This is a genomic window from Methylomonas sp. MgM2 (genome assembly GCF_054172045.1).
The window spans coordinates 25,623-49,429 of sequence record NZ_JBSYXO010000004.1 but is presented as its reverse complement, the minus strand read 5'-3'; the positions used below and the strand labels follow the sequence as shown (position 1 = coordinate 49,429).

Sequence of the window (23,807 nt, the reverse complement as noted above, 5' to 3'; positions counted from 1 at the left end):
ATGCCAAGGTCGGAATTGCAATTATTCGACGCGAGGCGAATTGCGGGAACTACTAGAGCTGGAAGCTGCCGAAATTAAGCTTTAAACCGTACGCGGTCTATTCGTTCTAATTGCCAATCGCAAACCTCATGTTGGAATTTATCAAGCAACGTCGAATATACAAAGGCTGGCCGAAACCAAACCGTTTCGACAACAATCTTGTGGTGATCGGGGCCGGTGCCGGCGGCTTGGTATCGGCCTACGTCGCAGCAAGCGTAAAGGCTAAAGTTACTCTGATCGAAAAACATCGCATGGGCGGCGATTGTCTGTACAGCGGTTGCGTGCCATCCAAAGCACTCATCCGTTCGGCCAAGTTTCTGTCACACATAAAACGCGCGCCGGAATTCGGCTTCGATAAGGCTGAAGCCGAGTTCGACTTCGCCGCGATCATGCAGCGAGTGCAGCAAATCATTAGGTCGGTCGAACCGCATGATTCGGTCGAGCGTTACCGCGAATTGGGCGTCGAAGTGATTCTAGGCACGGCGAAAATCGTATCGCCATGGGCCGTGGAAGTAAGCACCCCTACCGGCCTAAAGACCATCACAACGCGCGCTATTGTGATTGCCGCCGGTGCGCGGCCGTTCGTACCGCCGATACCCGGTCTGGATCTCATCGAATACCTGACTTCCGATACGGTTTGGAATCTGCGCCGGTTGCCAAACCGTCTATTGGTATTGGGCGGCGGTCCGATCGGATGCGAATTGGCCCAAGCCTTCGCTAGGCTTGGCAGTCGGGTTACCTTAGTGGAAATGGCACCGCGTATCCTGTTGCGTGAAGATCCGGAGATATCGGAATTGGTGCATGCCCGTTTCACCCTAGAAGGCATCGACGTGCGTGTCGATCACATGGCAAAGCAATTCGTCGTGGAAGAAACCGAAAACGTCCTTCTAGCCGAATCAGGGGGCGAAACCGTCAAGATCGCCTTCGACCAAGTCCTGGTCGCCATCGGCCGCGTCGCAAATGTGCAAGGTTACGGCATTGAAGACCTCAACATTCGCTTATCTCCGCGTAATACCATTGATACCAACGCTTTTCAACAAACCAATTATCCCAATATCTTTGCAGTCGGCGACGTGGCGGGCCCGTACCAATTTACTCACACGGCGGCCCACCAAGCTTGGTATGCCGCGGTAAACGCATTGTTCGGCCAGTTCAAGCAATTTCGGACCGATTATTCGGTGATTCCCTGGGCGACGTTTACCGATCCAGAGGTCGCTCGGGTCGGACTAAACGAGCAAGACGCCCAAGCTCAAGGCATCGCCTACGAGGTTTCGACATACGGGATAGACGACTTGGATCGAGCAATCGCCGACGGCGAAGCGCACGGATTCGTCAAAGTGCTGACTCGGCCGGGTAAAGACAAGATACTCGGCGTGACGATCGCCGGAGAACGTGCCGGCGACCTAATCGCAGAGTTCGTTCTGGCAATGAAGCACGGCATCGGTCTGAATAAGATTTTGCAAACCATTCATATTTATCCGACTTTCGCCGAAGCGAATAAATACGCTGCCGGCGTTTGGAAACGCAATCACGCCCCCCAAAACCTACTAACATGGCTAAAGCGTTACCACGATTGGCGTAGAGGCTAGTCTAGCGAACGCCGCTTTTGTTCAGTTTAAAAGCCCGTTTCTAAGCGATTATCCGAGTTAGGCTGATTAGGTTTTATTCGACGAAATCGTAAACCTTATATTTTTCTACCAAAGGCCGCAGCACATTGATTGCGACCTGCTGATATTCAGGATTTTTTAGAAAGGCGGTGAAGTATTCCGGGCTCTCAAATACGGCTGCAACGGCTATATCGTAAGACTCGTCCAAAGCCGAGCTGGCACGGCCGCGTTTGATGAGGGCCGGAGTGCCGATATCGTAAGCCAAGACGCCGGGTAAATGCGCAAGCGGCCTACTCGCTTCGATATATTGCCGTCTGATGGTCTCATCCCCTGCTTGTTTCAACCAAACCACGACCAGATGATGCAAGCGATGCGTTTCGATCTCCCTATGCGGTGTTCCGGCCGAAGTGCAGGCAAATAGGCTTGCGATCGATAAAACCACCGGCAACCGCTTCATCAGCTTACCGATCAATTACACATCCTCGGCTTTCCATTTGATATTACAGCCGATACTTGGAATTTGCTCGGGATTGATTGCTTGTTTGGCGAGCAAACAGTCCAATGCATTACGCAGATCTTCTCCGGTTACCGGGATATCGTTCTTTGGCGTGGCGCCATCTAAACGTCCGCGATAGACACAGGCCAAATCGGCATCGAACAGGTAGATATCGGGCGTGCAGGCCGCTCGGTAAGCCCTGGCCACAGCCTGAGATTCGTCATACAGATAAGCCGCAAAGGGGGTTCCCCACTCCGCCATCATCGCCTTCATCTTGTCGGGCGCATCCTGTGGATAATTTTCGATGTCGTTCGAGCTGATTGCGATCGTGGAAATCCCCAAGGTCGCGTATTGTTGGGCAATCGCAATCAGCTGCTGTTTTACATGCATTACGTAGGGACAATGATTGCAAATAAACATCACGATAGTGCCCTGTGCGCCTTTCAAATCCTGCAGCGTGTATTGTTCACCGGTCACGGTGTCGGGCAATTTGAAATCAGGGGCGATTGTGCCTAAAGGCAGCATATTGGACGGGGTGGCAGCCATGGCATCTCCTTAAAAATTCGGTCAAAACACAATTATAAAACAGTGCTGCTGCTGGTTTTAGCTAAAAAATCGCTTTACTATGCTTTCATTTTCAACTTTCAAAGTTGGTTAATCAAATGCTTGGGCTTGTTACGACAAATCGGCCGGTAGATAAATTTCCCCATTTGGAACATTACGTCTTATCCGAAAAATTAGGGGAAAGCATGCAGGCCCATGTTTATAAAGGCTTTCACAAACATGTGCCTGAATACCCCTTAGTCATTAAATGCCTCAAGTTATTATCAAGCTGGGAAAACCAATCTCGACATTTAAGACATAAAATAGAACGCTTGAAAGTTCTGCACGATCCAAGAGTTTGCACACCACTGGCACTGGAAAGCAGTGAAGAAATTCATTTTATCGTCCAACCTTGGTTTAGCGGAATTCCCCTCAATCAATGGCTAGGACAGCAGGACAGCGTAGAACTGAGCGACTTTCTGACGATAGCATGCGCACTGGCCGATACCTTACAAACCATACATGATTCCGGTATTACACACGGCGGAATCAAACCCCATAATATTTTGGTTCAATCGGGTACATTAACGATACGCTTGACCGATTTCATCACGCCCCTGGATATTCGCGACGTCAGTCATTTTATTTATGATCCGGAATTCGTTCGCCACACGCTCGCATACACTTCGCCGGAACAGACAGGACGTATCAATTACCGGGTCGATTTTTCTACGGATTTGTATTCGCTAGGCATCATTTTTTACGAGCTGTTGACCGGACGGCTGCCTTACTTTTCTATCGACCCTTTGGAGCTGATCCATTCTCATCTGGCCGAAGAGAGTCCACCGGCAAGCGATCTTAATCCCGGCATTCCGCTCACGCTAGCCAAGATAGTCGCGAAGCTGATAATGAAGCAACCGGAAAAACGTTACCAAAGTGCTTCCGGTCTATTAGCGGACTTAATGCGATGCCGGGAAGAGTACGGCAAATCCGCCACCATCTCAGCGTTTAAAATTTGTCAGCACGATCGAAGCCGCAGAGTCGTCTTTATCTCCAAGCTGGTCGACCGCAAGCATGAAAGCGCGTTGATACAGTCGCAATACCGAGAAGTGATGCTCGGACAGTTTCGCGCCTTGTTTATTTCCGGCTTGTCGGGGATAGGCAAAACGCGACTCATTCAGGAATTACAAAAACCCTTGGTGAAAGATCGAGGCTATTTTAGCTCCGGTAAATTCGACCAATATCAAAAAAATATCCCTTATAGCTCGTTGATTCAAGCGCTACGCAATCTGATACGAACTTTTCTTACCGAAAGCGACGAGCAGGTCGCTGGTTGGCGCGGCAAAATTCTCGATGCAGTGGGCGACAACGGCGGCGTAATCGTAGAGGTCGTGCCGGAATTGGAATTCGTCATAGGCAAACAACCGGAACCCGCATCATTGCCTCCGGTGGAAGCGCGCAATCGCTTCAATAACCTGTTCGATCGTTTTATAGCTTGTCTAGCCGGCGAAACCAACCCTTTGGTCATTTTCATTGACGACTTGCAATGGTGCGACATTGCAACTTTCGAATTCTTGCAGAATCTATTCGCCAATCACCGTGAACACCCTTACCTATTCTTCATAGGCGCATACCGACATAACGAAGTCGATACATCTCACCCTTTGACCAAATTGATCCGTAAGCTTCAAGAAGACGATGGTCCGTTAGTCGAGGCTCGTTTGGACGCGCTGAGCGATGCCGACTGTCATGAAATGGTCGCATATATTTTGGATTCACCGTTGCATACCACTACAAATCTGGCCAAGTTCATCGCCCGCTTAGCGGAGGGTAATCCCTTATATGTCAGCGAAAGCTTGGCATGGCTGTATAACGAAGGCTTACTGAATACCGATGCCGAACATCATTGGCTATGGGATATGAATCGTATCCGCGATGCCAAAATGCCGCCGAACGTGGTCGATCTATTCAGTGCCAAAGTCAGAAAGCTTCCGGCGAAAATCTCGCATATTCTTAATCACTGCGCCTGCATGGGCAACCGCTTTACGGCCGATGAACTCGCTCTGGTCCTAGACCTGCGCATCGAACAGCTGTTCGAAGACTTAAAACCCGTGCTTAGTCTAAGTTTGCTGTTAGAAAATAAATCCGATCTTCAATTCGTCCACGACAGAGTACAGGAAGCGGTACTACGCCAGGTCGATGCCCAAAGCAGGCCCTCCATACACTGGCGTATCGGCAACCGGCTTTTGGCGGCTATTCCCGCAGACGCCAAGCTGGAAAATTTGAATAACTTATTTACCATTGCCGCCCATCTGAATGAAGGCCGCCCCGACCATCCGGATACCGAAACCGCTTACTGGTTGGCCGATATTAATTTCCATGCCGGCAACAAAGCTTTGGAAGCGCTAGCCGGCGAAGCTGCAAACGATTTTTTTCTGAAGGCGCACAAGTATTTACCGGATGACTGTTGGGAAACGCATTATCAACTAAGCTACCGTATTTATCAGCGCTTGGCGAAGACTAGCCTGATGTGCGGCCGCTACGAATATTCGGAACGCTTGATAAACGGTTTGATCGAACATGCGGTAAGCGATCTGGATAAAGCCGAAGCGCTCGCCGAACAAACCACTTCCTTATCGTCGTTTGGCAATTTTAACAAGGCGATCGAAACCGCGAATCGCGGCCTCGCCTACTTCGGCAAATCCATTCCGGACGACCCCGAACAAGCCCGGTTGCGCACGGAAAACCTGATGGAGAAAATCGGGCAGCTAGGCGATGTTTGGAGCGCCATTTTACATATGCCGTTTACCCGGGAGCGCAAAAGTAAAACCGAACTGGCGTTTTACAGCGAATTGATCCCCGACTTGTACATGTGCGGCCTGGTGCCGCAATTGTATCTATCGGCCGCCCAGTCTACCTTGCATTGTTTGGAAGGCGGCATGGACGAATCGGTCATTTATTCATTTTCGATTATGGGTCTTAATTTAGGCGAACAAGGCCAATTTGAATCGGCATTTCGTTATCAGGATCTGGCGCACGATTTATGTGCCAAGTACCCCAACACCTTCGGTGCGACGCGCGGCATGAACGGCATCGTTTGGTGCAATATGCACAGCCGCAGTCATCCGGCGGATATCGTCGAATACGCGCATAAAGCCATACAATGCGGAAAAAACTGCGGCGATCTCTATAATGCCGGACTGTCTTACGGTCCGATGATGTGGAATTTAGTGATTCAAGGCAAGAATCTGCGTTGGATCGAAGAGACTGCTGAAGAATGCTTGCAATTTTCGCGTAAAAATCAGTTGTCATTTTCCGTTGGCCTGGCCGAAGCGGTTTTATTCGGCTGGGTCCAACTGATGAAACCTAACCAAACAAGCAAAGAGCCGGGTCCAACCCTTGAAGAATGGACGAAAAATAATTACGTTGCGGCACTTGGCAGTTATTTCACTCTGCAAGGTTTTGCTCAATATTACCTTGGCAAACACGATGATGCGGCTCAATCGTTGCGACGGGTTGAAGCCTACCTGCACGGCATGACAGATAACGTGCTTAAACGCATGTGGTATGTGTTTCGGATACTCAATCAGTTGCGCGTGTCAAAAACACAAGTTTGGTCTGAGATAGAAAGAGAAATCGTTCCGTTACTGGATAAATTGAAAACGTGGGCCGCGTTAGGTCCTCTATTGACGCCTTATTTGGCATTTATCGAGGCCGAGATTGCTTTATTCCAGCAAAACTACCGAGAAGCGCGCAATCTTTATCTGGATGCGGTTGCGTTAGCGCACAGTCAAAACTATGGCTTACTAACCGGACATTTATACCAGTCGTTGGCGGAATTGATGGCGGCGCACCGCCTAGGCGATGCGGAACCATATTTTGCCGAAGCGCGGCGCCATTACCGTCTGTCTCGGGCCGATATTAAAAACAATCTGCTTCAGTCCAAACATCCCTATATCGCCCAAGAAACGCCAGTCCGAACCAAACGAGAAGACGATACACACAAGACTTTACCCAGCTTAGACATCAATTATCTGATGAAATCCGCTTTAGCGCTCTCCGCGGAAATTGATCTGCCTAATCTGATGCAAAAAATCATGGCCGTTGTCTTGGAAAGCTCCGGTGCGCAGCATGGTTATTTGTTGATCAAAGACGGCGACGGCATGCTGATCGCCGCCGAAAATCATGTCGGTAAAAAGCACAGGTTAGCTTCGCGGCCGCGCGCTTTAACGCAAGAACCGGGCATTTGCCGGGCGATAATCAATTACGTTCAACACACTCAGGAAAAAGTCGTACTGAACGACGCAATTAACGAAGGCGACTTTCAAAACGCGCCGGAAGTACAGGCCTTGAATATTCGTTCCGTCCTGTGTCTTCCTATCATTAAACAAACGGAGCTAATCGGATTGCTTTATCTGGAAAATCGGTTGTCGGAAGGCGTATTCACTTCCGAAAAAATCAATATGACGGAGCTATTAACGGCTCAGGCCGCGATTTCCTTGGAAAACGCCAAGCTTTTAGAAAAAACCCGAGTGGCTTATCTGCAATTACAGCAGAACCAAGAACACATGTTGCAAATGGAAAAGTTATCCGCATTGGGGACCTTGGTCGGCGGAGTCGCTCACGAAATCAACAATCCGTTAATGGGGGTGATGAATTTCGTGGAATTTATTGCCGATCGTACCGACGATGCCAAGGCCAAAGATATTTTGTATCAGGCTATGCAACAGTTACAACGCATAAAGAAAATCGTTTCAAACATGTTGATTTTCATGCGTAGCAAATCGGTTCAAGTTGGTGCATGTTCGGTGACGGAAGTGTTATCTCAGACCTTGCTGTTATTGGAAGGAGAACTACGCAAATCCGATATCCGCGTCCATAGGGAGTTGCCCGACGATTTGCCAAGTATTGCTTGCACAACGGAAAGCTTTCAACAGATTCTGGTTAACCTGCTAATCAATGCACGCGACGCGTTGAGCGAGACGGAAAATCCCCAGATACACATCAAGGCTTCGGTTTCAACCGAATCGGTCGAGCTCGTAATAGCAGATAACGGACCCGGAATGAGCAACGAAATCCAAAATCGAATATTTGACCCTTTTTTCACCACTAAAGCGCCCGGCAAGGGTACGGGCCTCGGTTTGTCAGTGACTCAACGCCTCATTCAAGACTGTGGCGGCGCGATTGCTTTGAAAAGCCAACCAGGTGACGGCTGTCGGATCTATTTAACATTTCCACGGAACCAGTAGCCAATCAATCGAATTCTCCGCATAATGAAAGGTTGCGAGCGTTTATCAAATAATAAAGAAGACAAATAGTCATGCTGAATAATATTCTGGTGATCGATGATGATCCCGCGGTTAGAGGGGCGTTTAAGTTAATCCTTGAAGACGAAGGATATATCGTCAACGAGGCCGAAAGTGGCGCCCAAGGTATCGAGATGGCCAAGAAGGAACGGCCCGACTTGATCTTTTTGGATCTTAGGATGCCGGGAATCGACGGGGTAGAAACCTTAAGACAGCTAAAAGAAATCGACGAAACCTTAAATGTTTATATTGTTACAGCCTTCGCCACCGAATTCATGGATCAACTAAAGGCCGCCCATGATGAAGGATTACAGTTCGAGTTGGCGAGTAAGCCATTGTCCGCATCTCAAATCCGCAACATTGCCCAAATCGTACATGTATCGAAAATGCAGGAGGCGCACCGAACTTCCCATCATAAGCTGGTATTGACTCTATATGTGGTATCGTTGAATCAAGAAACACAGCGTTTGGTCGAACAACTTAGCGCGGTTTTAACCGGAATTTACGAACCGGGGCGTTGGGTGTTCGATGTCGTCGAAGTATTGGGTATGCCGGAAAAAGCCTTGGAAAGAGAAATATTTGCCACGCCGATGCTGGTTAGAGACATTCCGAAACCCGTATTGAAACTACTCGGCGATTTGTCGCGTATGTCGTCGGTCATGGCGGCGATAACGACCCAATCACAAGGTGCCGGTGTCCAAACTATCATCATTTAAGGGACCCTGGTTACAGCATGTTGGAAACTCTGAATAGACTAAAGCTGATACTCAACGCGATCACTGACGGAATATTGGTCGTAGACCAAGAAGGTATCGTTTTATACGCAAATCCGGCTGCTGAACAACTATTGGAACTCCAACCTATCGTAGGCCAATCATTGGCAATCCCGATTGCTACCGGCACAAGCCAACCGCAGGACATTAACATACTTCGGCGCAATAGCGGTATTGGATGGGCCGAAATGCGCACGGTCTCCATAGTTTGGGAAGATGTACCGGCTTACGTCATCGGATTGCACGATATCACGGATCGAAAACAGACCGAGCTTGCCTTGCAACAAAGCGAGGCGATGTTTCAGACCTTAGCCCGATTGGCGCCCGTGGGTATATTCAAGTCCGCTCCGAACGGCGATTACGAATACGTCAATCAGCGCTGGCGAGATATCAGCGGTGTGCATACCGGTAAGATTGCGGGTGACAATTGGCAGCAGACCGTTTTCATTGACGACAAAGAGCGGGTTTTACACGAATGGCATCACACGATTAAAACCCAGACCCCCTTTAGCTGTCAGTTTCGCTTCCAACATCAAAACGGACCGATACGCTGGGTCATAGGCCGAGCAATGCCTGAATATAATCACGACCGTCAACTATTGGGCTATGTAGGCACCATCACAGACATTACCGGAATAAAACGCCACGAAGAACATTTGCGTCAAGCCGCCGCCGTTTTCGAAACGACCCGCGAGGGCGTGATCATTACCGATGCTGAATGCAAGATTCAACGAGTAAACAGGGCTTTCTGCGAAATTACCGGCTACGGTTCATTCGAGATACTAGGGCAAACCCCTTCCCTGCTTAGATCGGGACGTCATCCGACTGAATTCTATAGCACCATGTGGAGCGATATCGCTCAATCCGGTCATTGGCAAGGGGAGATTTGGAACCGGCGTAAAAACGGTGAAATCTATCCCGAGTTACTAAGCATCAGCAGCGTAAAGAACCAACGTGGCGAGCTCACTAATTATGTCGGGGTATTTGCCGATATCACCAAGCTAAAGGCATCAGAAAAAGAACTCGAATTTCTGGCTCATCATGACCCTTTGACCAAATTACCCAACCGGATGATGTTCATGTCCCGGCTGCAACACGCGATTGATAGCGCAATCCGAAAACAAGCTACCTCGACTTCCCTTGCAGTATTGATGCTGGATTTAGACCGTTTCAAAGATGTCAACGACAGTTTCGGTCATGTTGCGGGCGACGAATTGCTGCAATTAGTCTCGGAACGCCTACGTTCGCGTTTGAGGGCATCCGATACCATTTGCCGACAGGGCGGCGACGAATTCGTCATTCTGCTCGAAGAGCTGAATCATGCTGAAGATGCCGCTCGAATCGGCGAAAGCATCATAAAAGCGCTGAACGGTGCCTGGCAGCTTTCCAGCGGTCATGAGGTACGAATTGGTGTCAGTATAGGTATTGCGCTATTCCCCGAGCACGGACGCGCAGGCGCGGAACTGGTACAACATGCCGACACCGCATTGTATCTAGCCAAAGGTGAAGGTCGAAATTGCTTCAAATACTTTTCCGACGAACTCACCTTGGCCGCGCGCGAACGCATTAAAACCGAATTCCGCCTCCGACAAGCGATTGACAAAGGCGAATTAAAAGTGTTTTTTCAACCCCAATTTCACGTAAATGATGACAAACTAGTCGGTGCTGAAGCTTTGATTCGCTGGCAGACCGGTGACGGAGAGCTCATACCGCCGATGCGATTTATTCCAATCGCGGAAGAAACCGGCTTAATCGCGTTAATCGGTCAATGGGTACTCGAAGAAACCTGCCGCCAAGGCAAATATTGGCAGGACCAAGGTTATCCGCCTTTACGGCTTGCGGTCAATCTGTCGCCCAAACAGTTTCTGCATCACGATATATCCGATATGGTGGCTAAAACATTGGAAAAAACCGGATTTCCTGCCAACTGTCTGGAGTTAGAACTGACAGAAAGTACCTTAATGAAAAGGGAAAAGGAAGGTATCGATATATTGAGCCGACTGCACAGTTTAGGCGTTAAATTGGCTATCGATGATTTCGGCACCGGTTATTCATCCCTCGCCTATTTAAAAGCGTTTCCGTTGGACGTATTAAAAATTGATAAAAGTTTTATTGATGAAATTCCTATACATCGTGACGATAGGGAAATAACCGCAACGATTATCGCAATTGCCAAGCATTTACGCATGCGGGTTATTGCCGAAGGCGTCGAAACGTTCGAACAAATGGAATTTTTAAAAGCGCACGAATGCGATTTCTATCAAGGCTATTACCGCAGTAAACCAATACCTGCCAAAGAATTTGAGCATTTCTTGAGTCAACAATTGGATCAGACTCGACATTGATTATTAAAGAACTAAGCAATAGTCAAACAGCATTCCTTTGGCCCACTGCCGAGAAAAACGTATAATGCACCAATTTCAATCAACGAGGACTAAAAAATGGCTGACTTAATTGCGCCTTCCATTCTCTCCGCTGATTTCGCGCGTCTGGGCGAAGAAGTAGACAATGTTTTAAAAGCCGGTGCAGACATCGTGCATTTTGATGTAATGGACAACCATTTTGTACCTAATCTTACCATTGGTCCTCTGGTTTGCGAGGCTTTGCGTAAGCATGGCGTTACCGCTCCGATCGATGTGCATTTGATGATAGAACCGGTAGACCGTATTATCCCCGACTTTGCCAAAGCCGGCGCCACATATATTACTTTCCACCCGGAAGCGTCCAGGCATATTGATCGCTCCTTGCAAATGATTCGCGATCATGGCTGTAAATCGGGTCTGGTATTCAATCCGGCTACACCTTTGCACCATCTGGATCATGTGATGGATAAAATCGACATGATCTTGTTGATGTCGGTTAACCCCGGATTCGGCGGTCAATCCTTCATTCCGTCCGCGTTGGATAAATTGCGTCTAGTCAGAAAACGTATCGATGAAAGCGGTTATGACATTCGTTTGGAAATCGACGGCGGCGTGAAAGTGGACAACATCCGCGAAATCAAGGCGGCCGGTGCCGACACTTTCGTAGCCGGTTCTGCGATTTTCGGTAAACCTGACTACAAAGCAGTTATCGACGAAATGCGCGCCGAGATGGCCAAGGCCTAACATCCCCGCATCTTTCACCGCTTCGGCCATTCAACCGGAGCGGCTGTTCTTTTCCACTATGCTTTCCAAGCCGCCTAAGGACCGCAAAGGCTTGTTAGGACGCTGTTTCAGTTTAGCCTCGCAACCGAATCAAAACGGCAATATTTTCGCAATCGCCGCAAAATTTAAATGCTGATGTTTTCAATGCAAGGTTTCATTTTTGATCCAATACTCCTATATGGGAGGAATGCCTTTTTCAATCCCGATCTCGTGTCGGCATCTTTTGCCGATGACACGCCCCTAGCTAAGCTAATTCGCGAGTTTGTTGAGCGCTGGTAGCGTTCAAGCAAATATTAACGGATAATATCCATGCGACATTCCAATCGCCTCGGCCACCGCAATTGGTTTCATTAGTATAATCACCGACAACGCCATTCTAGTTTGAATCAACAAACAACGCCCCATCGGAGTTTGATGCCACCGCGTACACCGGCAGAGTTATCAACAGCACTTGTTTCGTTCTAATTAAATGATCGTAATTCAATACTTTGAACTACCCATAACGAACGGCTAAACTTTTCCTATGTGGGTCAACATAAAAAATCTATTATCATTAAAATCCCTAATCGTATTGGGTTTTGCTATTGCGGTTCTGCCGTTATTCGGCGGCGTAATTTATGCCACAAATGGACTACGCGAAACAACTGAACTGGGTAGGACCATTAACTCTCAAGTTTTTGAGCAGACCAAGACAGTACGGCTGGTATTGCAGAAAGCTTCAGACATTGAACGCAAAGCCAGATTGTTCGTTTTATTGTCTGACCCCGCCGTGCGCCAACCCTACGAACGCGAATCCTACGAGGCGGCAAGAGTTTCGTTTCAACAAACGCTCAATGACTTGCTTGAATTGCACGTGGACAACAAAGTTGCATTGCTGGCTAACGAACTATTGGAAAAGGAGAACTTGATATACCAGCAAATCATTAGTTCAAAGTCCGGAGATTCTCTCAGAGTGCCGCTAGACGAAGCTTTTCAGGATTTTCGCGAATCGTCCGCGGCGTTATCACGCGAATTCGAGAGCTATGTCGAAGATACCTTTAACGATATACACCAATTATCTGAGTCTCTGGAAAAGGAGCTGCTAATCAAGGGCGCACTTTTATTGTTTTTCTCCTGTGCATTTGTGCTGGTGTTGTTGGCTGTCTTGTCTCGTGCGATGGAACAATTAAATTTATCGGTCCGGCGCTTAGGAACAAACAAATTGGAAGATCCGATAAAAGTCTTCGGCCCTACTGATCTACATTATCTTGGCGAACGCTTGGAATGGTTGCGAAAGCATATATTGGCTTTAGAAACGTCCAAACAACATTTGATGAAAAATATCGCCAGGGAAATCGCATTGCCGCTACAGGGAATACGTAGCGGAGCCGAACGGCTGGCACAATCGAAAGAACACGTAATGTTGAACCCAAGATATAACGTCGTTGATCAACTTGAAAACAACATCGTTAAATTGAAAATCGTTTCCGAACAGCTGTTGCGTTATAGTCAAGCCCGTTCCGACCAAGATTCGAAACCGAAATCACAAATCGAAGTAAAGACTTTGTTGGAATCGGTTTTAAATAAGCTTGAGCCGAATATTCAAGCTAAAGCGATCAAGACAAAATACATGATCAAACCGGTTCTTATCAGTGGCATATATGAACAAATACAAGAAATCATTGAACAGTTATTGGCCAATGCTATCCAATACTCTCCGACCAAAGGCGAAATTCGCGTAATATTGCGCGATGTTAATAATTTCATGGAGTTAGAAATCGAAGACGACGGTCCGGGTATTGCTCCCGAAGAACGCGCTCAGGTATTTGAACCTTTTTATCGCGGTAAATCGGCTGAAAATCATAAAGTCGGCAGCCACTTAGGCTTAGGGCTAACCACCGTGCAAGAATTCGTGAACAATCACCATGGAACGGTAGAAATTATCGACTCCAGCCTAGATTATCTCGGTACCCGGATACGAGTATTAATACCATTGAATTAACGATTAATTTCGAATTACTTACTATGCATATTCACTCCGCAATGCGCTTGACATATATGGCCTTTTTCGCATTATTTGTTTCCGGCTGTACGTTTATCGGCCCCGGCTCTCAAGATGGCAACGTACGTCAGCCTCTCCCGGCCGATGCCAAATCCGGTGTGAACGCCCTATTGGCTTTTGGTGCAAGCATGGCAAGTATGTCCAGTGCTTCGCAAGCAGACCTATGTAAATCGCTGTTAGACACGCAAAAAACGTCGCCATCCGACGGTGTTCAGCTCCATTTGATGGTGGGTCGCTTGTTATCGAATTCGTGCGGGGATATTCCTCAATTAATCGACGACATAAATGCGATAAAACGTAAATTCAACTCCGACGAAAATTTGCAACGCTTTATATCGTTAAATACGCAAGTACTTGCCAATATGCAGGCGCAAGCGGTCAAACTAGACAACGCGAAACACGACCAACAAAAAGTGAAGTCCATGCTGGACGCGAAAGGAGAAAAGAAAAAGGAAACTCGTATATTACGAGAAAAGCTGGAAGCCATTCGCTCCATGGAAAAACAGTTGGATGAAAGTAGTAATAACAACTGACGGCGATGTTTCGGTTCCGTTTAGCGCTAGTCATTTTTGTATCGTTTAGTTTTGTATTGTTTTTAGGCGCAGTCATGTACTGGGGCTCCAACGAAGTTGCCCGCCATTTTCAGAACAGTCAATCCGCTTACGATGCATTTGATCGATATGAACATCTATCGCAAGAAGCCTATCGCTATTTCAAACAACAGCTGGACCAGTCGATTACCAAAGGTTCAGCGGACGCTCAACCTGAAGCGGATGTTTCCCGTCAACGCTTGATGGAGGCCATAGAGGCATTAAAAGCGCAGGTGGTCAAAACCCCCAGGCAGGAGCTAGAGAATCAGGACAAAGCATCCGAATTAGGACGCGTCGCCAATTTGACAGCGTTTCTAGATACTAGCGAGTATCGATTCAACGAAGTCGAGCGCCTACGCGAACAAGGTAAACAAGAAAACGCGCTTAAGGCTTTATCGAAATTCTCAAGTGAAGAAATCGACAGCAGGTTTCAACCGCTGGTTGATGCGGCCATTTCCGTAGAGCGCCAAAAAGCCGCGAAAGCCAAACGCGAACTGGAAACACTGGTCATTCAATCGCGCTGGATTGCCATACTAGCCTCGATGATTGCTGCGTTTTTCAGCCTAGCTTCCGGGATATTGTTACTGCGACGAGTCAGAAGACCTATTGAATCTTTAATGATAGGTACAAATGAAATTGCCTCCGGCAACTTAAATTACCGAATTACGCTCAACAGCCATGATGAATTTTCTTATCTGGCTAGCCACTTCAATAAAATGGCTTACGAATTGGAGCTACAACAAGAAAAATTGAGGGAAGGCCGTGCCGAACTCGAAAATCGCGTCGCGGAGCGTACACTTGAGTTGAATCAGTTGAACGAGGAATTGAAGCGCATGGACACAGAGCGGCGTAATTTTATCGCCGATATCAGTCACGAGCTACGCACTCCGATTACCGTTATCCAAGGTGAAGCCGAAGTCACGCTGCGCGGAATAGATCGATCTCCCGAAGAGTATAAAGACGTCTTACTACGCATCATTGATTTGTCGATGCAACTGGGGAAATACGTAAACGACCTATTATTTCTTGCCCGTGTAGAAACTGCCAACTTACAATTCGATTGGGACTCGGTAAACCTGACTGAGTTGGTCGCCGGAAGCGTCGAAGATTTCAAAGTAATGGCCGAAGAAAATGAAATTACCGTTTCATATGACGCTCCGACACAAGCAATTTGGGTTGAAGGCGACAAGCAACGTCTACGCCAAGTCTTGTTTATATTGGGCGACAATGCTTGTCGCTATTCAAAACCGGGTGGACATATCAGTATTGCCTTATGGGCTAATGAAAAAGCAATCCACTTCAGCTTGACCGACCAAGGCATCGGAATACCGTCGAACGACTTAGATCAGATTTTCGAACGTCATTTTCGTAGCGTTAACGCACGCGGTACACGAAACGACGGCTCCGGTCTAGGCTTACCCCTTGCGCGATTAATCCTAAAAGCACATGGAGGCGGTATTGCTGTTAGCAGTATTGAGAATACAGGCTCCACATTTATTGTCACCCTACCGCACATTTGTGCAGATGAGGATAATCATTATGATTGCACGCAACCTTAACGCTGGTGCGCCTATCGAACACGGGCTAGTGCGTGTTTTGTTGGTAGAGGACGACAGACGCATCGCCGATTTCGTCGAGCGAGGGCTCAAAGCCGAAAGCTATGGAGTGGAAGTTGCCCGTTCCGGTCGCGATGCCATCGCAATCGGGAGCGAGGGTCAGTTTCAAGCCATCATTTTGGACCTTGGGTTACCCGATATGAACGGTCGTGAGGTATGCGAACGTTTGCGAGACAAGGGGGTAGACACCCCAATTTTGATGTTGACGGCCCGAGATACCGTGCAAGACAAAGTCACTGGATTGCGTTCCGGAGCCGATGACTATATGACCAAACCATTTGCCTTCGAAGAACTACTGGCACGCATCGAAGTGTTGATGCGACGCCGAACCGGAGAAGTCAAATTAGACTCGACGGAATTGCAAATGGCTGATTTGATGTTGAACGTAGCCACGCATGAAGTCAAACGCGGCGGTGCTATTATCGACCTGACCCCAAAAGAATTCGCCTTATTGGAGTGCTTTATGCGGATGCCGGGTAAAGTGCTGAGTCGTACCCGTATTTTAGAGCAGGTGTGGGGTTATAGTTCGGATCCATTAACAAATGTGGTGGACGTCTATATTCGACAATTGCGACGCAAAATTGACGACAACTTCGAACTGAAATTATTGAAAACCGTACGCGGCTACGGCTACAAAATGGATGCGACGTAAATCGCTTATTTCGACATCTCCCATAACGCAGCGCATCCTTAGTTTAGAAAATATTCCAGCAGCGGATTTCTGAACAATATGATTAAGGCCACTACCAGACAATAAATGGCCAAAGATTCAATCATGGCCAAACCAATGAACAAGGTACGCGTGATGGTTTTTTCCGCTTCCGGCTGACGAGCTAACGCTTCGAGCGCGCTTGCTATCGCACGCCCCATCGCTATTGCAGGCAGCATCGTTCCAAGCGCAATCACTAAACCACCCACGCCGGTGGAGATCATGCTAAATAAGTGTAAATCATTCATTGCTTGTTCGAGAATCAAGGGAAGATTTCCGCGAACCTGGCTCTAAAGCACCTGCGATATAAATCAGCGCCAACATACCGAAAATGTAAGCCTGTACCACGGCTTCAATAACGTGCAACATCAAAATCGGAACCGGAATCAGAAACCCCGCAATCAATAATACCAGGAGCGCGGCCATTTCTAAGCTCATCATATTACCGAATAACCGAATGGCTAACGCCAAGGTCCGGGTAAATTCACTAATGATATGAAAAGGAAGCAGAATGATACTGGGTTGCGCATAGCGCTTTAAATGTTCACGCACACTGTGATCTCGAATGCCAAACCAATGGGTCGAAGCAAACACCAAAGCCGCCAATGCGGCGGTAGCCGACAAGTCCCGTGTCGGCGCATGCAAGCCGGGAATCAAGCCGACCAAGTTAGCAACCAGCACAAATAACCACAATGAGGCGACAAAAGGAAAAACTTTGCGCGCGGAAGCCGGCGGCAGCAATTCCGTAACGGCTCCTTCAATCACAACAATGACGGCTTCCGCCGCATTGTATAACGGTGACGATTGTCCATTGATACGCAAAAGAAAAGCTAAGACAGCAAAACCCAGCATAACACCCCAGGTTGTTACGACGGTATTGCTAATGGCGAATGGACCAATATCAAAAACACCAGTCACCGCAGGCTCCGAGCGATCCACGTTTACGCCTTATTTAGATAAATGACTTAGAACAACCGGCTTAGGATATCGTCCAAAATAACTTCCCGATATGGCAATAGTCACTGGGGACGTACCGAGTGATGATGTCGGCGCCGCCCCCCCCATGGAAGGGTTCACGGCGTTCCTCATTCGGTATGCCCCAGGGTTCGCACCGGCAAAACAGGAAGTTGTTTTTGGCCAAATCCTTAGGCCACGGACTATTCTGCCGCCAGATACTGTCCCCGGATAATAGGCATTTCATAGCTAACTCCTTCAGGGAAAAAAGCATCAGGACTTGTTGCGATTTCGCGGGCGGCCAAAAACTGCGCATAATAATTACGCGAAGCAAATCCGAATGCGGGACCGTCATATTCGTCCACTATACGCATGAAATCCTTTCCCATACGATTCTGCGCCCTTCTCATTCCGCCGATACCATGATTATACGAAGTCAGTGCCGAAGGCCAATCGCCCAACTTATTAATAGCGTAACTTAAATACCGGGCGGCACCACTGGCCGAAACGAAAGGATCCAATCGCTGATCGACTTTATTATGATCGGGCATAAAGGTTTGCGCCGCGGCTTTGGTAAACTGCCACATGCCGACAGCCCCCGCCGACGAGCGCGCAGCCGGCTGAAACGACGATTCTACATGCGGCAAATACGCTAACTCTTCCGGTAACCCTGCATCTCGGAATATCTTTCTAAATTGCAGATTGTAGCGGCCGCTAATTTCCAGACCGCGCTTAAAGCGTTCCTTGGTACCGCGTTGCGCCCGCACGCGTTCGCTTGCACCCGGTAAAATGCTGTTTAACGGCCGGCCACTGGCTTCTATGTTGGCTACCAATTGTTTATCACTGGCATTTAACGGCGCTTTATACCGTAATTTAGCCTCCAATGTTGCCAGCCTGGCCTTCCAAAACTCCCGCCGGTCGTTCATGATTTGCTTCTGTTCGGTCGTTAGGCCTTCAGCAACATACCCCGGTAATCGGAATACCTCGTAAACCACATCCAAATAGCGGTCATCATGGTAAGCCACTTCCGAACGCTGCCATACCGCATATGTCTTACGCCAAAAATCCACGGCCGGTTCCAGTGCGGCCGGCTTTGGAAAAACGCCTCCATAGGTCACGGGCGAATAACGTTTTTTAACTTCGAAAGGCTGTTTTAAAACACTCGCCCGATAATTAACGGCCTTGTCGTGTTTTGCAACCGAATTTGTGCTGCTGCAGGCGTTGAGTAACAACAAAAACGCAGGAATAAGGGAAATTCTTAAGATCAGTCGATTCATTGCTCTTTGCCGGTTGGTTCAATGTCGATCGTCTAGGACACCGCTAGTTAAACAACCAGTTCACGGCGCTCCATGCTTGTTAAGCCAATAATAGTACTCAATTATAGTTCAAGTGCGGAAGATATGCGAAACAGATCACATTTTTTCCCGCAAAAAACGCAAGACGTTATAAGCACCGATAATGATGCCCAACAGAATGAAACTAACGGTCCATCGGATCGAAAAGCCTGTAACTTGCATATCCAACCAGCGCCCCAGGTAAGCGCCGGCAATAATCGGTACGACAAAAAGCAAACCCAATGTCCCACCGTACAACATCATACCCACCCAACTTGCCGGCTGCCGGCTTTTGTCGTCTAGTCGTCGAACATCACGCCGAGTATGTTTTAAGAGTTTATCGCGAAAACTCACGCCATTTCCCCTGCCCCGCGTCCGCTTAATTGACTCAGCCGTTTTACTAACGAATGCTCAATTTCAGACAGCGTAGCGCGGGCACTATGCACTTCGGAATCCAATTTCGTCATTTCCGCATCTAATTGCTGGCAAATCACTGCTCTATCATCGCCGAGAAAGTAGCGTACCGTCGTAACCGTCAGATGATTATCGGCGAACCGCAATACACCGCCCGGTAACGCCACATAATGACAGCGTCCGCTTTTGTCGAAAAAACGCGCCAAACCGAAACGTAGCAAACTCACTGTACGTTCATGCCTAGCCAATATACCGAAACTCCCCGAATCATCTGAACCGATAAATTGAATAACCTCATCAAATTCGTCAGTTCCTCGACTATCTAGTAAGGTCAATCCAAAACCCATCATGCGGACATGGCACCTTTCATGTAACAATCCGCTTCACTGAGATGGTCGTATTTACCTCCCATAAATGCCTCGCAATCAGAAATGGCACTCTCCAATGGCACATGGACCCCAGGTATACCGGTATGATCGGCTACCGTATTGAACGGCTGAGTCAGATAACGTTGCAAACGCCTCGCGCGCTCTACGATTAGCCGGTCATCCTGCGAAAGCTCCTCGATTCCAAGCATGGCAATAATATCCTCTAACTCGCGATAGCGCGACAAATGCTCTCGCACTGCACGTGCGACCCGATAATGCCTTTCACCAACAATATGATGATCCATCATCCGACTGGTCGAACGTAAAGGGTCGATTGCGGGATAAATACCCTTTGCAGCCTGCTGGCGTGACAAAATGACCACGCTATCCAGATGACCCAGGATAGTCGCTACCGCCGGGTCGGACATATCGTCCGCCGGCACGTACACGGCCTGAACCGAAGTAATCGAGCCTGACTGCGTCGATACGATACGCTCTTCTAATGACGCCACTTCGGTTAACAGCGTCGGTTGATAGCCAACCGTTGCCGGCATACGGCCCAGTAGTCCGGAAATTTCGCTGCCCGCCTGTACGAAGCGAAAAATATTGTCCATCAAAAACAACACTTCGGTATCGAGGCTGTCGCGTAAATATTCCGCATAAGCTAATGCGGTATAGCCGACATGAAACCGCACTCCCGGCGATTCGTCCATCTGACCGAAAACCAGTAGCGCCCGTTGCAATACGCCGGCATCCGTCATTTCATGCCAAAGCTCGTGACCTTCGCGCATCCTCTCGCCGACACCGGCATAGACTGAGACACCCTGCATGGTATTACTAACCGCATGCATGAATTCCATCATCAGCACGGTTTTGCCTACTCCGGCGCCGCCGAACAAGCCGGTTTTTCCCCCTCGTACGAAGGGACAAAGCAAATCGATGACCTTGATGCCTGTTTCTAAAATCTGAGTAGATGGCAAGGTTTCGGCCAACAACGGTGGCAATGAAAGGATATTACGAAAGGTCTTGGCCGGCAGCGCTTCGCCACCGTCTAGCGGTTCGCCAAAGACATTCAGCATCCGCCCTAGACAACTAGGATCCACCGGAACGTGCAAGGCATCGCCTCGATCGTATACCGGCACGCCCCGGTATAAACCGGAAACCGAATGTAAGGCAATCGCCCTGATCAGAGTGGGTTCAAGATGTTGAAAAACGACTAATACGTATTCCCCGCCGCCGTTGCCGACATCCAACGCTTGTCCGATAGGAGGTAAATAATTACACCGCACATCCACCACCGGACCTTGAGCCGCTTCTACCCACCCCACAAGATTTTCCGTCTCGGGCATCGCGTATTACAACTCCTTTCCAACAAGACTTGGTTTACGCTCACTCTACCCAATCGGCTGCCGTATTACCAGCACGATTGAAATCTGGAATCGATTTGCGGAGACCGATCTTAGAAAGATGCGGTGCGGCATAGTGTTGTCATTAGAATTGATAGCGTATATTAAATTGCACGTTATGGGTAAAAGTATTGTTTCCGGTTTTGTTATCGATGAATTGTCCCAAATAGCCCAAATCCGCGCCCAATTGCTTAGTTAACTGATAACTGAGTCCGCCAAATGCTCTGTTTTCGCTAAAACCGGTACGGCCAAAAGTATTTTCGTTGAGATAACAGAGTACTTCATCGCCGGCATAGACGCGCAAATCGTTATCGATAAATTTTAGCGGATAACTGGCTTGGAACAATTGCCGCGCCCTGACACCCACATTCCCAGTGTCTTCTCGTATGCGTTGTTCGAGCCTAGTCCGGCTAGTGAACTTTAAATCGTCAAATGATGAATTCCATAAGAAATCCTGATAAGGTCGGTTTTCCTGAAAGGCCTGCTTATCCAAAGGGTGTAACCAATCGTGCATGTACCCCAACCAGACACTCGCATTTTTGTTAATTGAATAACCTGCCTGCCCGAATAACAAATTCTCGCTTAATCGCATGCCGTTCGAGCTATCGTCTCTAGTCCTCGCCTGCTCAAGAATAAGCCAGTGAAAATCCTTTAATTTCGGCGACATTTTTTCAAAGTCGCCGGACAAGGTAATCGAATTCCAGGTTCCTGCCATGTTATTGGTCCCTGCTGCGCAAACTGACGCATGAGCCATCGCAATAAATGACATATATTTAAAACTACTAAGTAACCTTTTGCCCATTTCTTCCCTCATTTTTATAAATCTGGTCAGTGTGTTTCAACCACATCGCGTGGAGAGCTTTTTTCGGTACCGGCTAAAAAGTACCTATCGAACGCTTTTCCGATATTTCCGCGCCTGCTTAGTCGCGTTTTGTTCGATGGAAAGACCGGTTTAAATAATAAAAATGCGAAAAGTATGCCATGCCCCTAATACCGCTATACACAGCGCGTCGGTTGCGGATGTAAAACGTTGACGGCGCTTATCCACCACCAACTTTGGTTGATATGAGCAAGCAAAGCCCGGGAGCAGGCGAGAATTTAAGCCTGCTCGGCAATAATGGAATATGATCCGCTGATGGCAGTGACTCAAGTCCGTGGCATAATTTCTGCTGAAGGACCGAGAACCAAAACAAAATCGGCTCAACCGTATTAAAAAATCGTTCTAACAATCTTTATCAAAAAATAAGAATGAGGAAACCATGCGTAAATTTATAGCACCACTTGTTGTCTCCGGTTTATTGATGACCGGAAATCCGATCCAAGCCGAAACCGACACGTCTATCAACATTCCGGAAAATGTCCATTCCAATATCTTAAAAAGGCATCCGAGTGCGCATGAAATGCGAGCGTCCGAAGAAACTCATTTTGGGCAACAACTGTTGGAAGTCACGTTCAAAGACGAAAACGAACAGCAGATCATAGAATTGTTTACTGCGAAAGGCCACGTCTTTACTAACGAATTAAAGGTGGAAGGCCTTAGCGGGGTATCGTCAGCAGCTATCGCCACACTCGAACGGGAATTTCCCAGCCACACATTGCAAAAAACCGAATTAGTCGTCAATCCCAACGGTGTCGGAGAAGAATATGAAATTTATCTACGCGCAAATGGTTACGATTGGAAGGTGTGCATCAATGAAAGAGGCGAACTAAAAGAAAAACGGCAATTGATTCCTTAACCGCCAGACCGAATGATTGTGAGTTTTCAGGGGAATAACCAATGAACGCGCAGGAAAAACAACAACTGAATCAATTATTAAATCAATTAATCGAAGTTAGGCTCGCCGAGAAGGACAGCGAAGCGGATAATTTAATTATAGAAGCGGTTTCCCGGCAACCCGATGCTGCTTATCTGCTGATACAAAGATGTTTAATACAAGATCAGGCACTTAACGCCGCGCAAATTCAAATTGCTGAGCTGCAGCGCCAATTGCAGCAAAAACACGCTGCATCTTCAAACGTCGGTTTTCTTGACGAAAACCCTTGGTCGTCAACATCAAGCGACGCAAAAGAGGTTCCAGGCGCCGCGAGTTATCGGATGCCGTCAAAGTCGGTACCGGACAATCCGGCGCATACTCATATTGGTCAAGACCCCGTCTCCGGATTTGGCCCCGGCTTTTTAGGCAATGTCGCCAGCACCGCTGCCGGTGTGGCGGCGGGTTCGTTTTTGTTTCAAGGTATCGGAAATCTGTTGGGCCACCACCCTACATACCCGTCCATTTGGGGCCAACAATCCACCAGCGAACATATGGCCGAACAAACCACCATCAACAATTATTACGGCGATTCCAATCAGCCGGGCAATAATGAAGATAACCATGCTTACTTAGCCAGTTACGACGACGCCAATCTCATTGACGATAGCGATTTAGACTCCGATTGGATTTGACCGACCGCTCCTGCTATTT

At 48.0% G+C, this 23,807-nt stretch carries 19 protein-coding genes and 1 pseudogene; 11 read left to right on the top strand and 9 right to left on the bottom strand.

Going from position 1 to position 23,807, the window contains the following annotated elements; genetic code table 11:
- Positions 1-116: 116 nt before the first annotated feature.
- Positions 117-1,628 (top strand): annotated as a pseudogene (locus ACW73I_RS04620) (dihydrolipoyl dehydrogenase family protein); the annotation flags it as partial.
- A 73-nt stretch (positions 1,629-1,701) separates the two neighbouring features.
- Here the strand turns inward: ACW73I_RS04620 and ACW73I_RS04615 are convergent.
- Positions 1,702-2,103 (bottom strand): Dabb family protein, encoded by a 402-nt coding sequence (locus tag ACW73I_RS04615; RefSeq protein ID WP_458028066.1) that lies wholly within the window; start codon positions 2,101-2,103, stop codon positions 1,702-1,704.
- 15 nt (positions 2,104-2,118) lie between these two features.
- Entirely contained in the window at positions 2,119-2,688 is a 570-nt protein-coding gene (locus ACW73I_RS04610; RefSeq protein WP_458028065.1) for a thioredoxin family protein, read from the bottom strand.
- Positions 2,689-2,804: 116 nt separating this feature from the next.
- Here ACW73I_RS04610 and ACW73I_RS04605 point away from each other — a divergent pair, with 116 nt between their 5' ends.
- From ACW73I_RS04605 to ACW73I_RS04570, 8 genes are all read left to right on the top strand, one after another.
- Positions 2,805-7,934: a trifunctional serine/threonine-protein kinase/ATP-binding protein/sensor histidine kinase gene (locus ACW73I_RS04605; RefSeq protein WP_458028064.1), complete on the top strand. Its 5,130-nt coding sequence runs from the start codon at positions 2,805-2,807 to the stop codon at positions 7,932-7,934.
- A 71-nt stretch (positions 7,935-8,005) separates the two neighbouring features.
- Positions 8,006-8,707: a response regulator gene (locus ACW73I_RS04600; protein ID WP_458028063.1), complete on the top strand. Its 702-nt coding sequence runs from the start codon at positions 8,006-8,008 to the stop codon at positions 8,705-8,707.
- 17 nt (positions 8,708-8,724) lie between these two features.
- Positions 8,725-11,109 carry a sensor domain-containing protein gene (locus ACW73I_RS04595; RefSeq protein ID WP_458028062.1) on the top strand — a complete coding sequence of 795 codons (2,385 nt, stop codon included), beginning with the start codon at positions 8,725-8,727 and terminating at the stop codon, positions 11,107-11,109.
- Positions 11,110-11,205: 96 nt separating this feature from the next.
- Entirely contained in the window at positions 11,206-11,871 is a 666-nt protein-coding gene (rpe, locus tag ACW73I_RS04590) for a ribulose-phosphate 3-epimerase (RefSeq protein WP_458028061.1), read from the top strand.
- A 562-nt stretch (positions 11,872-12,433) separates the two neighbouring features.
- A complete protein-coding gene (locus ACW73I_RS04585; protein WP_458028060.1) occupies positions 12,434-13,891 on the top strand; it encodes a sensor histidine kinase in 1,458 nt (485 codons plus the stop codon).
- Between the two features lie 23 nt (positions 13,892-13,914).
- Positions 13,915-14,484 carry a hypothetical protein gene (locus tag ACW73I_RS04580; RefSeq protein WP_458028059.1) on the top strand — a complete coding sequence of 190 codons (570 nt, stop codon included), beginning with the start codon at positions 13,915-13,917 and terminating at the stop codon, positions 14,482-14,484.
- 5 nt (positions 14,485-14,489) lie between these two features.
- Positions 14,490-16,100 carry an ATP-binding protein gene (locus ACW73I_RS04575; protein ID WP_458028058.1) on the top strand — a complete coding sequence of 537 codons (1,611 nt, stop codon included), beginning with the start codon at positions 14,490-14,492 and terminating at the stop codon, positions 16,098-16,100.
- The gene (locus ACW73I_RS04570) at positions 16,081-16,809 is read left to right on the top strand and encodes a response regulator transcription factor (RefSeq protein ID WP_458028057.1); all 729 of its coding nucleotides are present in this window, start codon (positions 16,081-16,083) and stop codon (positions 16,807-16,809) included. The genes ACW73I_RS04575 and ACW73I_RS04570 overlap by 20 nt, the downstream gene beginning before the upstream one ends.
- A gap of 38 nt (positions 16,810-16,847) precedes the next feature.
- On the opposite strand, the gene atpE is transcribed toward ACW73I_RS04570, so the two are convergent.
- From atpE to ACW73I_RS04535, 7 genes are all read right to left on the bottom strand, one after another.
- Positions 16,848-17,114: an ATP synthase F0 subunit C gene (gene atpE, locus ACW73I_RS04565; RefSeq protein WP_458028056.1), complete on the bottom strand. Its 267-nt coding sequence runs from the start codon at positions 17,112-17,114 to the stop codon at positions 16,848-16,850.
- Positions 17,107-17,784 carry a F0F1 ATP synthase subunit A gene (locus ACW73I_RS04560; RefSeq protein WP_458028055.1) on the bottom strand — a complete coding sequence of 226 codons (678 nt, stop codon included), beginning with the start codon at positions 17,782-17,784 and terminating at the stop codon, positions 17,107-17,109. Before ACW73I_RS04560 ends, atpE begins: the two co-directional genes overlap by 8 nt.
- 239 nt (positions 17,785-18,023) lie before the next feature.
- Positions 18,024-19,097 (bottom strand): lytic transglycosylase domain-containing protein, encoded by a 1,074-nt coding sequence (locus ACW73I_RS04555; protein ID WP_458028054.1) that lies wholly within the window; start codon positions 19,095-19,097, stop codon positions 18,024-18,026.
- Positions 19,098-19,232: 135 nt separating this feature from the next.
- The gene (locus tag ACW73I_RS04550) at positions 19,233-19,508 is read right to left on the bottom strand and encodes an AtpZ/AtpI family protein (protein WP_458028053.1); all 276 of its coding nucleotides are present in this window, start codon (positions 19,506-19,508) and stop codon (positions 19,233-19,235) included.
- Positions 19,505-19,918: a F0F1 ATP synthase subunit epsilon gene (locus tag ACW73I_RS04545; protein ID WP_458028052.1), complete on the bottom strand. Its 414-nt coding sequence runs from the start codon at positions 19,916-19,918 to the stop codon at positions 19,505-19,507. Before ACW73I_RS04545 ends, ACW73I_RS04550 begins: the two co-directional genes overlap by 4 nt.
- The gene (atpD, locus tag ACW73I_RS04540) at positions 19,915-21,285 is read right to left on the bottom strand and encodes a F0F1 ATP synthase subunit beta (RefSeq protein WP_458028051.1); all 1,371 of its coding nucleotides are present in this window, start codon (positions 21,283-21,285) and stop codon (positions 19,915-19,917) included. Before atpD ends, ACW73I_RS04545 begins: the two co-directional genes overlap by 4 nt.
- Before the next feature lie 142 nt (positions 21,286-21,427).
- Positions 21,428-22,057, bottom strand: a complete 630-nt coding sequence (locus ACW73I_RS04535) for a DUF2490 domain-containing protein (protein ID WP_458028050.1) — start codon at positions 22,055-22,057, stop codon at positions 21,428-21,430.
- A 544-nt stretch (positions 22,058-22,601) separates the two neighbouring features.
- On the opposite strand from ACW73I_RS04535, the gene ACW73I_RS04530 reads away from it, so the two are divergent.
- A complete protein-coding gene (locus ACW73I_RS04530) occupies positions 22,602-23,078 on the top strand; it encodes a hypothetical protein (protein ID WP_458028049.1) in 477 nt (158 codons plus the stop codon).
- A gap of 41 nt (positions 23,079-23,119) precedes the next feature.
- Entirely contained in the window at positions 23,120-23,788 is a 669-nt protein-coding gene (locus tag ACW73I_RS04525; RefSeq protein WP_458028048.1) for a DUF2076 domain-containing protein, read from the top strand.
- Positions 23,789-23,807 lie beyond the last annotated feature (19 nt).